Source organism: Klebsiella sp. GW_Kp182 (genome assembly GCF_040062275.1).
Taxonomy (GTDB): Bacteria; Pseudomonadota; Gammaproteobacteria; order Enterobacterales; family Enterobacteriaceae; genus Klebsiella; species Klebsiella michiganensis.
In genome coordinates this window covers 75,727-91,550 of sequence record NZ_JBEAFQ010000010.1, presented here as the reverse complement: position 1 = coordinate 91,550, position 15,824 = coordinate 75,727, and the positions used below count along the sequence as shown (strand labels likewise).

General features: G+C 45.6%; 7 protein-coding genes. All 7 read left to right on the top strand.

Annotated features, from left to right (window positions below):
• Nucleotides 1-69: 69 nt before the first annotated feature.
• The 7 genes from brxC to pglZ all read left to right on the top strand — a co-directional run bounded on the left by brxC (nt 70) and on the right by pglZ (nt 15,797).
• Complete coding sequence (brxC, locus tag ABLU88_RS12295; RefSeq protein ID WP_348836628.1) at nt 70-3,789, top strand: BREX system P-loop protein BrxC; 3,720 nt, start codon at nt 70-72, stop codon at nt 3,787-3,789.
• Nucleotides 3,790-3,890: 101 nt separating this feature from the next.
• On the top strand, nt 3,891-5,645 hold the full coding sequence (locus ABLU88_RS12290) for a DUF262 domain-containing protein (protein WP_348836627.1): 1,755 nt from the start codon (nt 3,891-3,893) through the stop codon (nt 5,643-5,645).
• A gap of 85 nt (nt 5,646-5,730) precedes the next feature.
• Nucleotides 5,731-7,704 carry a BREX-1 system adenine-specific DNA-methyltransferase PglX gene (gene pglX, locus ABLU88_RS12285; RefSeq protein ID WP_348836625.1) on the top strand — a complete coding sequence of 658 codons (1,974 nt, stop codon included), beginning with the start codon at nt 5,731-5,733 and terminating at the stop codon, nt 7,702-7,704.
• Nucleotides 7,705-7,737: 33 nt separating this feature from the next.
• Nucleotides 7,738-8,226: a hypothetical protein gene (locus tag ABLU88_RS12280; protein WP_085831733.1), complete on the top strand. Its 489-nt coding sequence runs from the start codon at nt 7,738-7,740 to the stop codon at nt 8,224-8,226.
• Nucleotides 8,223-11,225 carry a reverse transcriptase domain-containing protein gene (locus ABLU88_RS12275; protein WP_348836624.1) on the top strand — a complete coding sequence of 1,001 codons (3,003 nt, stop codon included), beginning with the start codon at nt 8,223-8,225 and terminating at the stop codon, nt 11,223-11,225. The genes ABLU88_RS12280 and ABLU88_RS12275 overlap by 4 nt, the downstream gene beginning before the upstream one ends.
• The gene (gene pglX, locus ABLU88_RS12270; protein ID WP_348836623.1) at nt 11,225-12,976 is read left to right on the top strand and encodes a BREX-1 system adenine-specific DNA-methyltransferase PglX; all 1,752 of its coding nucleotides are present in this window, start codon (nt 11,225-11,227) and stop codon (nt 12,974-12,976) included. Before ABLU88_RS12275 ends, pglX (ABLU88_RS12270) begins: the two co-directional genes overlap by 1 nt.
• Nucleotides 12,977-13,193: 217 nt before the next feature.
• The gene (pglZ, locus tag ABLU88_RS12265) at nt 13,194-15,797 is read left to right on the top strand and encodes a BREX-1 system phosphatase PglZ type A (RefSeq protein WP_348836621.1); all 2,604 of its coding nucleotides are present in this window, start codon (nt 13,194-13,196) and stop codon (nt 15,795-15,797) included.
• Nucleotides 15,798-15,824: the final 27 nt, after the last annotated feature.

Here is a 15,824-nt window from a genome sequence, read left to right as displayed (position 1 = left end):
GAGAATTCAAACCACTAACTTGGCCGCGAAAGAGTCATCACGTTATAGCGAGCAGAAGAGTCTCGCTGAATGATAGAGACGGAATTTTTAATGCAGATAAGAGAGCTGTTTACCAAACAACTGGATCGCCCAATCAATGGTGTGGTGAAAGCCGAGCAGCTGGATGAGCAAATCATCTGGACTGAGCTTGACGAGTATGTGGTGACCCGTGAACTTGACCGCCACCTTCGTCACTTTTTTGAGACCTACCTGCCTGGTGTCAGCCATCCAGATGATCCTAGTGTGGCGGGTAAAATTGGGATTTGGGTATCGGGTTATTTCGGTTCCGGTAAATCTCACTTTATAAAGATCCTCTCTTACCTGCTAGGTAACAAGAAAGCTGTTAACAATGGCCAAACAAAAGCTGCCATCGAGTTTTTCAAAGAGAAAATCAGCGATCCCCTTCTTTACGGTGATATCCACGCTGCAGTTAACCGCAATACTGAAGTAATTCTCTTTAATATCGACAGCCGCGCAGATACTGAAGACAAAGAAGATGCCATTCTCAAAGTTTTCTTGCGCGTCTTCAATGAGCGCCTGGGATATTGCGCTGACCATCCTCATATCGCACACTTGGAACGTGAGTTAGATTCCCGTGGCCAATACGAGCCATTCAAAGCAAAATTTGCTGAACTCACGGGCTCAAGCTGGGAAGAACAGCGTGATGCCTATGGTTTCTGTCGTGATGAAATGGCAAAAGCCTGGGCCTATGCTACCGGCCAGTCAGATGCCTCATCGGTGCAGAGTATGGAAAATCTCGAATCCATGTTTACTCTCGACATTGCCAACTTCTGTAAATGGGTGCGGGAGTATCTCGATCGTAGCGATCCATCTGGCGACAGTAAACGCATGGTCTTTCTGGTAGATGAGGTCGGACAGTTTATCGGCAACAACACCCAGATGATGCTCAAACTGCAGACGATAACAGAAAATATCGGTACCGCTTGTGGAGGCAGAGCTTGGGTAATCGTCACTTCACAAGAAGATATCGATGCCGTACTAGGAGATCTTAGCGCTAAAAAAGGCCAAGACTTCTCCAAGATCCAAGGGCGTTTTCACACAAGGATTTCCCTCTCCTCGTCCAATACCAATGAGGTAATACAGAAACGTCTGCTCGAAAAAAGTGAAAACGCTAAAAACTGCCTGGCAGAATTGTTCAGTCAAAAAGGCGACATTCTTCGCAACCAGTTGACCTTTGATACCAGCACTACAGCTGAGCTTGCTAACTACAGTGATAATGTTGAGTTTGTTGATCACTACCCTTTTATTCCCTATCAGTATCTGCTGGTACAAAAGGTCTTCGAAGCAATCCGCAAAGTGGGGGCTACCGGTAAACATCTCTCCCGTGGTGAACGTTCTCTGCTGGATGCATTCCAGAATGCCGCACGCCAGCAGATGAACAAAGATATCGGTGTATTGGTGCCTTTCCATGCCTTTTATCCGGCAATCGAATCTTTCCTCGATACCAACGTTAAACGCATCTTCGAACAAGCGGCTGAGAAAGCAAGCCTCGATCCTTACGACATTAATATTCTTAAATCGCTGTTTTTGATCCGCTATGTCGATCTGGTCAAATCCACCATTGATAATCTGGTCACACTCTCTATTGAAGAAATAGATACCGATAAAGTGGCACTGAAAAGCCGAATCGTAGCCAGTCTACAGCGTCTTGAAAACCAGCTATTGATTGTCAGAAATGGCGATGAATACGTATTCCTGACTAACGAAGAAAAAGAAGTCGAGCAGGAGATCAAACACACTCAGGTTGAAGCAACTGAAGAGAACCGGCAACTGGCCCGGTTGGTGTTTGAAGAGGTAATGGGCAATCGCCGTCAGTATCGCTATCCGGTAAACAAGCAGGATTACCCTCTGACTCGCTTTTGTAACGGCCACTCTATAGACGGCAGCCAACAAACAGATCTGGTGCTCAAAGTCATTTCCCCACTGGATGCCAATTTTGACAGTTATAACGAACAATCCTACAAGGCACTGAGCCAAGAAGGGAATGGTTGTATTCTGGTACGCCTGTCGAGTGAGAAGCGGATCTGGGCTGAATTTGATACGTGGTTGAAAACCGAGAAATTCCTAGCAGGGATACGAGGTAAACGACCTGAGCAAGAGAAATTGCTAGCAGAAAAAGCACTCGAAAACACCCAGCGTCGCAGCCGTCTGAAATTACTATTCGATGATCTGGTGAAACAAGCACAGATATTCGCACTCGGTAATGAGCTGCAAAGTAAATCGGCTAGTGTCAGCAATATGCTTGATGAAGCTTGTGCCTACGTAATCGAAAACTCATTCCAAAAGCTCTCTTTACTACAAAGCTGTGGTAACAACCCGGTGCAAGAGCTGAAGTCGGTGATCATGGCCGATGACATGGCACAGCTAAATGTAAATCTCGGTGAACAAGACCCCAATGCTGCTGCAAAAAAGGAGATTGAACTCTTTTTAAATGTCGCAGATGAAAAAAATCAGCCGGTCTACCTTAAAGAATTGTTAGAGCGATTCAGTGCTCGTCCCTTCGGCTGGAACCGTGACGAAGTAATGCTACAGGTGACTCATCTGGTCTTGCTTGGTAAGGCTGCGCTATCTACACCGAATGGTGATTTGCCCCTCAAACGCAGCTACGAACATTTTACCTCGGTACGTAGCCACAGCACACTGCGTATTCGTCGAGTACGTCAGCATACAGAACAGCAAGTAGCTAAAGCGGCTAAACTGGCGAAAGATATTTTTAATAAACCCTTCGAGAGCAGCGAAAAAGAGCTGGCGAATAAGCTTCTTGACGTACTAGGCGAGTGGCAGCGGTTAATTAAAGAATTTGATTTTAAAGCTAAAGATGGGAATTGCCCTGGCAAAAGCACCCTGCTTACCGGCAGTCGATTAATCGCCAGCCTGCTTGAGCTGGGCAACAACAGTTATGCCCTAATCGATGGACTCTGCCAGCAGAGCAACGAATGGCAAGATTTTGCCGAAGATTTTGAAGAGGTCGAGGAGTTTTTCACTCGTCAGTTTGATATCTGGCAACAGTTGCGTCGAGCCCTCAACGATCAATTCAAATCCAATCGCCATGCACTGGAGCAAAACCCAGAAGCGGCTAAAGCATTAGCTGCATTGCAGGCTATCTACGATAACAAATCCCCGTATAGCAAACTGCGCCAGGTGGGATCGTTAATTGATCAACTCATCGCCATTAACCTGCAACTGGTAGAACAGAAACGTGCCACAGCTTTGGAAGCGATCAATGCGACCCAGCAAGGGGTTGCACCGCTGGTTGCTGACTTACCAGCTGAGTTACAAAACCAGGCAATGCGTCCCTTTAACCTGTTAAAAGAACGGGTCAGTAACAGCTTATCCTTACATGAGATTGTTAGCCTGCAACAAGAGGCTGATGATGAAGAAGATAAGGTCTTAGAACTGATCAACCGCTATAGCGCCGAACTTCAAGCTCGTCTGGAAGCGGAGCAAGCCGCACGGAAAAAAGCGGCTGAACCGCCTAATAGCGATGCTGGTACTTTGCGAGAACCGGATCCATCAGACTCGCCAACTACTATTGCGAATAACTCTGCTGCGACAGTGGTTAGCCACAAACTAATACCTAAACCTATCGAACTGGTTTCACCCGCAGAATTACTCGGTGCCAGCCATATCTTTATAGAAACGGAGCAGGATATCGACACCTATCTCGCGACACTTCGCAGCCGTTTACAACAGGCAATAGGTCAGGGTAAACGAGTGCGGATCAAATAGTGTTGCGCCCAAAAGCAAGGATGTAAAACGCTCGGCCCCTTTTCTCATCAAAAGGGGCGTAAAGAGTGCTTCGAACACAACCATACGGGAAGAGATAAAACATGTACCAAACCGGTGGCACCATCGAAACGCTGCTGAACAAAGTTGAACAGCATGAATATATTTTGCCTGCAATCCAGAGAGAATTTGTCTGGCGGCCAGATCAAATCTGCCAGCTGTTTGACTCTCTACTACAAGGCTACCCGTTTGGTACCTTCCTGTTTTGGAAAATTAAAACTGAGAATCTGCGTCAGTATCAATTTTATGATTTTATGCGTGACTACCACCAGCGTGATCAAGTCCACTGTAAAAAACTAGATATCATCGGTGAAAATGATCGCATCGCGGTTCTAGATGGCCAGCAGCGAATGACGGCACTAAACATCGGGTTACGCGGTTCCTATAGTTGGAAAACTCAGGGTAAATGGTGGTCCAGTGCAGACGCCTTTATCGAACGTCGCCTCTATCTCAATCTTTTTGAATGCACAGACCCTGACAGCGGAACTCGTTATGAGTTCGAGTTCTTGAGTGAGGATGAGGCAAGCCACTACGATGACCAACACCATTGGTTTTTAGTCTCCCGTATTCTCGGTATGAATGCCTATGACGTAATGATGTCAGTCATGGAAATGAAAATGCCTGATGAACGCAAACCAGCAGCAGGTAAAGTGATTTCCCGTTTTCATGACATCATTCACAATAAACCTTTGATCAGTTACTACCTGGAAGAAGGTCAGGAGCTATCCAAGGTTCTCAATATCTTTATCCGTATGAATAGTGGCGGAACAACACTCTCCTATTCAGATCTACTGCTCTCCATCGCCGTAACGCAATGGAGCACGCTGGATGCGCGTGATGAGATTCACAAGCTAGTAGATGAAATGAACCAAATAGGTAATGGTTTTTCCTTTAGCAAGGACCTGGTGCTCAAAGCAGGTCTGATGCTGAGTGATATCGGCAACGTTGGGTTTAAAGTCGAGAACTTTAGCAAAGAGAACATGCGCAAACTGGAAGATAATTGGGAATGCATCCGTAAAGCTTTACTTCTTGCAGTCAATTTACTCAGCAGTTTCGGCTTCAACAGTTACAATCTGGGAGCAGACAGTGCCCTACTCCCCATAGCCTATTACCTCTACCATCGAGATCTGGATAACCGCTACCTATCCCGTAGCGAGTATGCTGCTGATAGGCAGGGGATCAGAGGTTGGCTAATTCGCTCTATCCTTAAACAATCCGGTATTTGGGGAAGTGGTCTTGATACGCTTCTAACTAGCTTGCGAAGCAAGATCAAGGAACATGGTCAGCAAGAGTTTCCTTTGATAGAAATGTCCATCGCGATGACAGAACGCGGTAAGAGCTTACGCTTTGAAGAAGAAGAGCTACAGTCTTTGGTTGAACTCGACTATGGTAACCGCCGCACTTTTGCCTTGTTATCTCTGCTATTTCCGGGACATGACTTCTCCCACCACTTCCATGTAGATCACATATTCCCTAAAGCCCGCTTTACCAAAAAACAATTGAAAAAGGCAGGGGTCACTGATGACACACAAGCTGAAGAGTGGATTGTCATGGCCAACCGACTACCTAACCTGCAAATGTTGGAAGGAAGCCAGAACAATGAAAAACGTGAGAAATTACCCCATGAATGGTACGAAATGATGTGGCCAGAGCCAACTGCCCGTACTAATCATCTTCACTTACAGGCAATCGACTCACTACCCGAGACTTTGGTTGATTTTGGGGGATTCTATCACCAGCGTCGTGAAATATTATTGGCGCGTTTGCGTCACATTTTGAGTGAACCTATTACTGCATAATTTCTGTTTCAGGTGAGTTTCAGCCATCTGACAATGCATTCTGAAGGGCGGAATTCCGCCCGGACAAAACAATTTGTGAGCCTTAATGAACACTGCCAATCTAAAAAGAATTGCCCCTCGGGCCCGTACTGCATTTATTACAGCTATCAAAGCACGTGCTGCTGAATTTGGTATCACTGCCAAAGGCCATGCAGAGCCAGTAGTTAGTGGTGAAGTTTTACAAGTCGCTGGATTCACCCATCCAGCCAGCAGTGCTTCTGCCCTCAAGCGCCTTCAGCAACGTCTTACAAACGATGGTTATGAAACTCTAATAGAGCATATGGCATACACCTGGTTTAACCGCTTCTGTGCCATCCGTTTTATGGAGCTGAAAAGCGAAGAAGGTTATTTGGAACACGGCGTGCGTCTGCTATCACATCCATCTCAGCCACAAGGCTTTGAGGTGCTGGATCGCGCCCCTGAGGTGATCGATTCCCTGATAGCTGAGGGTGTAGCTCTGGATAAGCCCGCTCTGTTGGATCTGTTACTGGCAGGTAATGAGCAAGAGGCACTCTTTCGTGAGCTGCTACTCGGCCAATGCCACCGACTGCATCGGGCAATGCCATTTTTGTTTGAAGCCATTGATGATGAAACTGAACTGCTTTTACCTACCGGTCTTATACGTACCGATGCCTTTTGGCGCGAATTGGTGGATGAGATTCCGGAACCAGACTGGCAACAAGTAGAGGTAATCGGCTGGCTGTATCAGTTTTATATCTTGGATGAAAAAGAGAGAGTCGATAAAAAAGTTAAAACAGGCAAAGCGGTTGATAGTTCTGAAATTCCAGCCAAAACCCAACTGTTTACCCCTAACTGGATCGTACAATATCTGGTGCAAAACTCGGTTGGGCGTCACTGGCTGCAAACCTACCCTGAATCCGCGATCAAAAGCGCCATGCCCTACTATATTGAACCTGGTGAACAGGCTCCTGAAGTGATTTCACAACTGTCTGAACTAACCCCTACCAGCATTGAGCCAGAATCAATCCGTGTGCTCGATCCCGCATGTGGCTCAGGCCATATATTGGTGGAAGCCTATAATTTGCTCTATCGTATCTATGAAGAACGTGGTTATCGCAGCCGCGAGATCCCGGAGCTGATCCTCAGACACAATCTGTTTGGTCTCGATATCGATGACCGCGCCGCACAGCTGGCAGGTTTTGCCCTGCTGATGCGTGCCCGTCAGGATGATCGCCGACTGTTTTCTCGTGGTGTGAACCTGAATATTCACTCCTTGCAGGAAAGCCGTCACCTCAATATTCCTAAACTCTGGCAAGCACTTAATCTCAATGCCGATGCTAATCATGGCCAGATTCAGGATATGTTTGCGAAAGCACCTGAGACGTTAGTCTCTAATGACCCACACCAGACTCTACTGGCCGACCTACGCCAGAGTTTTCTTAATGCCAAGACCTTAGGTTCCCTGATTGACGTGCCTGCTGAGCAAGCTTCTGCTATTGATGATCTTTATTCCACGCTGCTGGAATTAAACGATCAGGGCGATGCCATGCAGAAACTCGCTTCCAAGGAACTTTTACCGCTGCTGGCACAAGCCCGACTATTGGCTAAACGCTATGATACGGTGGTTGCTAATCCGCCATATATGGGTAGTAAAGGGATGAATGCGGATCTGAAAGAGTTTGCCAAAAAACAGTTCCCGGATAGTAAATCAGACCTGTTTGCCATGTTCATGGAAAGTGGTTTTAACCTGCTGAAGGTGAACGGTTTTCACGCCATGGTTACAATGCAGAGCTGGATGTTTTTATCCTCCTACGAAAATCTTAGATTAAAAATTTTGAACCACTCATCTATTGAATGCATGGCCCATATGGCAAATATGGTGATGGGAATCGCGTTTGGTACTGCTGCAACCGTATGTAGAAATCATGGCCACATGCTAACCCGTGGAGCTTTTTGCTATGTTGAGAATGAAGATATTGGCAGTGATGGAGCACCCACTCAGTTTCCACCGCTAAACGAACGCAACCTCAAGGCTGCCAAGCAATCTGGGAATGAGTAATAGCTAACTGTTTGAATCGACGAGAAAGTGACTATGCCTAATTCAAACCCCAGCAAATTGACTCGTGCCGAGTTGGCTGATATCTATGAAAAATTGGTGCTCTATTACGAGCAGCACCAGGGGCTAACATCTGAGCTGTTATCAACTCAGGTTAAAGGGTATCGCAAGTTAAAGAGTGGACTTAGTCTACAAATCCAGCCTTTCTCGACTGAAAGAGAACTGGCGACATCAACCCTACCTACTGCAGATAACAAGCAAAATCTGATCTGGTTTCATAACGCGAAGGGTAACATTTTAAAAAGTATTTTTTACCACTTGCGTAATGCGGCTGCTCACGCCGATATTGAGCGAATTGAAGGAAAACCGATCTGGTACCGTATTGAACATCGTTATAAAAACCAGCTCAAACTCATCTGTCAGATGAAAAAGACTGACTTCTGGTGCTTTGTTGATGCAGCTAAAAATCTGAAAAAAACAAAAAGCAGTAGCAAAACAAAAACAGGGAAAGGAGCCGCGGTATGAGTTTCACATTAGAAGATCTAGGGCTCGCCTATCGTAAGGCTAAAGTAGACCTCTATTACTCAACAACTCCGTCGCTATTTGCCATTGCTGACTACGAGGATAAGCTGCAGGTTAACCTCACTGATTTGCAAGAACGAATCAATGGAGAAGCCCAAGATTGGATACACAACCCAGATTTCCTGGGAGTTTGGTCTCTGGTCCCTAAAGCCATTAAAACGAAGAAAACAGATGACGGCACAGGACTAATTTTCGCGTCACCTGATGATGAATGGCAGGAGATAATAGAAGCTGGAAAAGAAGTCACAGCAGAATTCCGTTTGATGGCCTGCTGCTGTTTGGACTTCCATGTCCTTTCAGCTCTTTGGATGCTCAAGGTGGGTTCCCTTTTTGATAAAAAACTAAGTAGCAATGTCCATGGCAGCCGATTACGTCGTAATCGCCATGATCAAATTAACGAACTAGCACTGGGATCATTTACTCCTTACCTCAAACCTTTTCGCGACTGGCGTGATGGTGGCATCAACGCTATGCGTTCAGCACTGCAAGATAAAAAAGAGGTCTTAGCTCTTACAGCTGATGTGAGCAGTTTTTTCCATGAACTAAATCCTGGCTTTATGCAAGATCCGGCCTTTTTACAACTGATCGGCGTCGAATTGGATCAGAGTCAGACGAAACTGCATCAATTGTTTATTACTGCACTTGAAGCTTGGGCAAAATTAACACCACTCGGAAAAGGCTTACCCGTTGGTTTGCCAGCCTCTGCTGTTGTTGCCAATGCCGCACTCTTTAAGCTCGATCAGTTTATCGAACAGCAGGTTGTTCCGCTCTACTATGGTCGCTATGTGGATGACATCCTGTTGGTGATGGAAAATACCAGTAAGATAAAAAATACGCATCAGTTTTGGGATTGGATCTTTAATCGGGATGGCGGCAAAGAGCTATTTAAGTGGGAACATTCTGATAGCTCAAAAGAACAGGCTATTCTTTTCAAGCCTGATTACCTTGAAACATGCTCCAGTCGTATCGCGTTTACAAACAACAAAAATAAATTATTCGTTCTGTCTGGCGCGGCTGGTATTGCTTTAGTAAATGCTATCACTGAGCAGATTAATCAACGAGCAAGCGAATGGCGCTCGTTACCCAACCTTCCTGATTCAGCTGAATCAGTGGCAACCGATCTGCTTAAAGCAACCAGCCATATTGGTGAACAAGCCGATAATCTTCGTAAAACTGATGCTTTGACACTGCATCGCGCCAGCTTCGCTCTCAATCTGCGTGACTATGAAGCTTATGAGCGCGATCTTCCGCCTGATTCCTGGAAAGAACACCGCCATGCTTTTTTTGATGCGGTAACAGGTCATTTGCTTACACCGATAAAATTCTTCGAACTGGCTCAATACCTGCCACGTATCATTCGCATGGCTGTCGCTTGTGAAGATTTTAGCTATCTTGGGAAAATGATTAAGGCTCTTAATAAGCTAACGGAAACGGTCAAAGATCATTGTACTATATCGATTAAGGCTCTGCAGTCTTCTCTTCAATATCAACAACATGAGTGGTGGAAAACACTTTACGATTCTGTTGCTGAAAGCATTATTTCATCTTTTCCACACAAGCTATGTGGTGAAGGAGAGAATGCTTGGGATGAATTCTGTAATACCTTACAGTTTAAAAAACACTTAGAATCTAGTCTGCTAAAACTTGTCGGCCGCAGTGGTTTACAGGGAGCTCATACCCGGCTATTCAGTTACGATCTAGCTCATATTCCACTTCGTTTCATCGGCCTGCCCAAAGAGATGGTGAGTCAGCGAGGTATCGTTGCACGCAGCAAATTAATCACCTCAGATGCACATGAGTTACTTCATGGCGACATAGTGGAAGGTATCCGTATTCTCGTCCATTGGCTTAGATTTAAAAGAGGGATTCCAGCAGGTCTAAATTTTGCTACTCGCCCTTTTAGCCTTAATGAGTTGTATTTGATAGCACCAGACCCGTTTAATTCGCTTCACTGCGCTAAGCTGAGCCAGGTGATGCAGGCACTACGTGGTTTTGAGCTGACCAAGTACAAAATGCCGCATTGGGATAAAAGTAAGAGAGTACTTCAGATTCCTGATGGGGAACCTAAGCCTAAGCATACTATCGCGGTATCTAGCTGGGAAACTAGTGGGCCGAGTTTTGTCGCAGCGGTGATGAACAAACCCGATCCTGATAGTCGTCGCCGTTATCAGCGACTTAGTCGTCTGATCAACGAACTGATCTCCAGACCTGATAATAGTGGATATCTCATTTTACCGGAACTGGCTTTACCGCCACAGTGGTTTATCCGTATAGCCCACAAACTTAAGGGGCGTGGTATTTCATTCATCAGTGGTGTGGAATATCTGCATGCTCCGAAAAAGCGCGTACGCAATCAGGTTTGGGCCTCACTGAGTCATGATGGTCTGGGCTTCCCATCTCTGATGCTCTACCGACAAGATAAACAGCGACCTGCATTACATGAAGAACAAGAACTGTTCCAACTTGCAGGTCTTGAATTAATTCCCGCAACACAATGGACGCAACCCCCGGTTGTGCAACATGGCGATTTTCGTTTTGCAATGATGATCTGCAGTGAATTGACCAATATTCGCTACCGGGCCGATCTGCGCGGTAAAGTCGATGCGTTATTTGTACCAGAATGGAACCCTGATACCGACACGTTTAATGCATTGGTGGAGTCCGCTGCACTTGATATCCATGCCTACATCATCCAGTGTAATAATCGCCTTTATGGAGATAGCCGTATTCGTGCACCTTACAAAGAACGCTACCAACGCGACTTAATGCGCGTGAAAGGTGGGAATCATGATTACTGCATCACCGGTGAAATTGACATCACGGCCTTGCGTCAGTTTCAATCCAGTCACCGCTCACCGGGAAAACCTTTTAAACCAGTCCCGGACGGATTTTCCCAAGATATGGTCCATAGCAGAAAAGAATTACCGAAAGGAGACTCGTAATGAGCCAGCAAGAAAATAACAATATGGAAAAGCATTTTTATCGCGCCTCAGCGGCGGATTTTAATAAAATCCCGGGTAGCCCGATAGCTTACTGGGTCAGCCAAAATTTATTTAATATTTTTAAAAAAAGACAAGGATTGGTTTCTGATTTATCAAAGTCAGAAGGGAAAAATGTAACAACTAATAATGCTAAGTTTGTGAAGTTTTTCTGGGAAGTCAATTGCACTGACATTGGATCTTTCGATAAAAATTGGTTACCCTGTGCCATGGGAGGGGATTATAGGAAATGGTATGGGAATATTATCCATGTAATTGATTGGTCACCCAACGCAAGGAGTTTCTATCGTTCAGCACCTGCAGGTAGGATAATTCGCAAGGAGTTTTGGACATTACCAGGAATTACATGGGGGAAAATAGGTTCAGCCGCCGCTAGCTTCCGCTTCCTCTCGAAAGATGAAATGTATCAAGAAACTGCGATATTACAAAATACAGAAAGCGATTCTATATTTTTACTTGCATTATTAAATTCAAAAGTCACCAATCATTTTCTGAAATTTCTAAGCCCAACTGTTAACTTCCAGCTGGAAGATATTTATGCGATTCCAACAATTGAGATTAATCAGTTAAAAAAAATAACCGAGGAAAACATTACCAAAGCCATAAATATTGCAAAAAAAGATTGGGGCTCTAGCGAACAAACACGCGATTTCACAATTTTTCAATTATTAGATGATAGGGTAAAAGATCCTTTATTAAAAATATCGTTTCAAAAACTTCGCTCCCAATGGAGTACTGTTACCCTAGAACTAAAAAAAATTGAAGAGGAAAATAATCTCATCTTTATCAATGCCTATAATCTCAAAGAAGAACTATCTACTGAAGTACCGCTAAGCGAGATTACCCTTATCTGCAACCCTCATTATCGATACGGTAGCAACAAAACAGAAGAGGAACTTGATGCCATGCTGCAAGGCGATACTATGGCAGAGCTAATTTCCTACACCATCGGCTGCATGATGGGACGCTATTCACTGGATCGTGAAGGGGTGGTTTACGCCCATGGTAACAACGAAGGTTTTAAAACACTAACCGAAGAAGGGGCTTATACCAGTTTCCCTGCCGATAGTGATGGTATTCTGCCACTGACCTCAGAGGCCTGGTTTGAAGATGATATTGTCACTCGGGTTGAAGAGTTTGTCCGCACTGTCTGGGATGCAGAGCATCTGGAAGAGAATCTACAATTTATTGCCGACAGCCTTTGCTTAGCTGCGATCAAGCCAGTGAAAAAAGGAGGGGAAACCTCCCGTGAGACTATTCGCCGCTACCTCTCGACTCAGTTCTTTAAAGATCACTTGAAGACCTACAAAAAACGCCCAATTTACTGGCTATTCAGTTCTGGTAAAGAGAAAGCCTTTGAATGCTTGGTCTACTTGCATCGCTACAATGAGACAACTCTCCCGCGCATGCGCACCGAGTATGTCACTCCTCTGCTCGGCCAAATGGACAGCCGTATTGAGCGCCTGCGCCTGCAGCAGAATGAAGCAGAAACAGCCGAAGCCAAACGCATCGGTAAAGAGATCGATAGCCTGACCAAACAGCTTACCGAGCTGCGTTCTTTTGACGACCAGCTCAAACACTATGCTGATATGAAGATCCAGCTCGATCTCGACGATGGTGTTAAGGTCAACTACGGCAAGTTCGGTACTTTATTAGCTGAAGTGAAAGCTATCACTGGCGATAAAGCCGAGTAAGTTCAAAAAGATAAAGCGGGGACATTTATGTCTCCGCTTTATCACCTTGTTCTCACTATCCACTTGTACAAATTAGTTAGATTAGCTATCGAATCTTTAGCATGTGGGATTCAGTCACTAATCAACGTTCAGAGTTGGTATAATCATCTTCAACATTACACACTACCGCCGATTCACAGCCATGGTGCTGATGGCTTAATTATTCCGAGACGTACTGATGGATATCACTCAGCTTCAAACCGGGCTAAACAACAAATTCACCGCAGATCGGATTGTTTTCTGGCACGACCCAGAACAGAGCTTTACTGCACAGCTTACAGAGCTCGCCATACTGTGGAACGGGTTGCCAGTAACAGTGCTCAATATGGCAGAGCAGTCACAGCTTCAAACTCGCAAACGCATTGAAATCGATGAACCCATGCAGGGATTCCTTCTCTACTGGCCCAGTTCAGAACCATCACCAGCTAAAGACTGGTTGCTCGATATACGTCGTTATAGCACCACGTTTTATGCTGATGCAGCCTCAATTCTGCTTAATGACCTCGGCCTCGCCAATATGGCGCTGCGCGACCACATCGCGTCACGTAAAAGCTTTTTCGCCAATAAGGAGCGTACTGCAGCCTTTAAACGTCGCCTGGACGGCCGTGGCGGCATAGAAGATCCGCTATCACTTGATATGAAAATGATAAGTGTCGTGCTGACCTGTCATGCTCAGATTGCCGAAATAATGAAAAGCATTGGCGATCGGTTACTTGAAAATGCTGAAACCGCTCTTGTTCCGCTAGAACAGCATGGATTACTGCCTGCATTTTGGCATTTAATGAACCGTGAATATGGATACCATATAGCTGAAGGGACAGAACCATCACTACGCGAACTGATTCGTAAGTTACTGGTGAGCGAATGCTACGAACAGCTTGATTCCAAAGAACGTCCTGTCTGGCTACAGTCACAACTATTAGCCACCCCTACCGGGCGCGCGAATGCCATGGCTCTGCTATCTGGCTGGCGTGATTCTAATCAGTACAGTAGCCATTTTGCCGAAATCTCTGCACAGGTAGCAGAGCAGCTCGAACTTGCTTCACGCCTGACAACGCAAGATATCTGGCTCTGGGGAGAGGTCGAAGGTTTTGAAGCGGTCGAGCAAGGTTTGATCCGTGAGCTGATATCTGGATTAAACAACGGCGATCTGAGCCTGAATAGAGTAGAGTTTACCCAACTGATATCTCGCCGTCGACATGGGTTCTGGGCCAGAACTGTACCTAAATATGCTTATATTTATCACGCGCTGCAACAAGCCGAATTGCTGCTGGAACTACGTCGTTCCAAACCGGATGGTTTTCATTACTCCTCGGCGCAAGAAATGTATCTGGCCTATGAAGCTGAATTGTTCCAGTTTGATGCAGCCTATCGCCTGTTTAATGAAGCACTATTGCACCTACAGGGACAATCGGTCGAAGTGCTGGCTGTACTGGCCAGTAAAATCGAAGATCTGTATGTAAACTGGTATCTCTATCAGCTTGGGCTAACATGGGATGGTTTGTTAGCTAAAGAGCAGCTACTTGATAACTGGCAGTTGGGTCTCCCTTCGCAGCATCGCTTCTATGATACTGTCATCAAACAACGCTTTACCCAGAGCGGGGTCAAGCGCCAGTTTGTGATTATCAGTGATGCCTTACGCTATGAAGTGGCTCATGAGCTCCAGGGACAGATAAATGAAGCCAAACGCTTCTCTGCACAGCTCAAGAGCCAACTTGGGGTACTACCTAGCTATACGCAACTTGGCATGGCCGCCCTACTCCCACATCAGCAACTAGACTATGCCGCTACCAGCTCAACAGTATTAGTTGATGGACAGAGCAGCTCGGGTTTAGAAAATCGCAGCACTATTCTCAGTAAGGTGGGTGGTATAGCGATTTCGGCCAAAAGTCTGCTGAGCTGGACCCGGGCAGAAGCTAACGAGGCGGTTGGTGACGCAAAGGTAATCTACGTCTATCACGATGTCATCGATGCTCAGAGTGAATCTCAGAAAAGTGAGCTCAAGACATTCATTCATGCCCGCCAGGCTATAGACGAACTGAATGGACTCATCAACAAAATTATCAATGGGTTTGGCGTTACTCGCGTAGTTATCACAGCCGATCATGGATTCTTATTCCAACAGGCCTCAGTTGAAAACGGGGTAAAATCGCCTCTGAAACACGAACCATCTGGAACTCTGGAAGCTTCAAAACGCTATCTCCTTGCTCGCAATTTACCAACAAACGAAGATGTCTGGCATGGGCAATTACGTAATATTGTTGGTGGTAACTCTGATGTGGAATTCTGGCTTCCGAAAGGAGTGAGCCGTTTCCATTTTGTTGGTGGAGCCCGCTTCGTCCATGGTGGTGCAATGTTGCAAGAGGTCTGTGTTCCAATACTTGAAGTACAAGAGCTGCGTGGCAAGAAACAAACTCTACATGAAAAAACCAAAGTCGACATAGTTCCGGCATACCAACCCATTAAGCTGGTAAATGTGATCGATAAAATCCGCTTCCTGCAGACCGATGCCGTCGATGAACGTCATAAATCAAGAATGGTTCGTTTCTCGGTGGTAGATAGTTCAGAACAAACCGTGTCAGCTATTGAGAAGCTACTCTTTGAAGCGACTTCAAGTAATCTCGATCAGCGCCAGCAAGACGTGCGTTTAAAACTGACCGGTGCTCAATTTGACCGCAAGGCGCAGTATCAATTGCTGCTCGTTGATGATGAGGATGGTATTGAAATGGCACGCTATCCAGTCACTATTGATTTGGCAATCCCGGATGAATTCGGTTTTTAATGGTCGCAAAATAGCGATCCTGCGGAT

Excerpts from the sequence above, each read along its gene's own strand:
- brxC (WP_348836628.1), top strand. The coding sequence starts at position 70 with ATGATAGAGACGGAATTTTTAATGCAGATAAGAGAGCTGTTTACCAAA.
- ABLU88_RS12290 (WP_348836627.1), top strand. The coding sequence starts at position 3,891 with ATGTACCAAACCGGTGGCACCATCGAAACGCTGCTGAACAAAGTTGAA.
- pglX (WP_348836625.1), top strand. The coding sequence starts at position 5,731 with ATGAACACTGCCAATCTAAAAAGAATTGCCCCTCGGGCCCGTACTGCA.
- ABLU88_RS12280 (WP_085831733.1), top strand. The coding sequence starts at position 7,738 with ATGCCTAATTCAAACCCCAGCAAATTGACTCGTGCCGAGTTGGCTGAT.
- ABLU88_RS12275 (WP_348836624.1), top strand. The coding sequence starts at position 8,223 with ATGAGTTTCACATTAGAAGATCTAGGGCTCGCCTATCGTAAGGCTAAA.
- pglX (WP_348836623.1), top strand. The coding sequence starts at position 11,225 with ATGAGCCAGCAAGAAAATAACAATATGGAAAAGCATTTTTATCGCGCC.
- pglZ (WP_348836621.1), top strand. The coding sequence starts at position 13,194 with ATGGATATCACTCAGCTTCAAACCGGGCTAAACAACAAATTCACCGCA.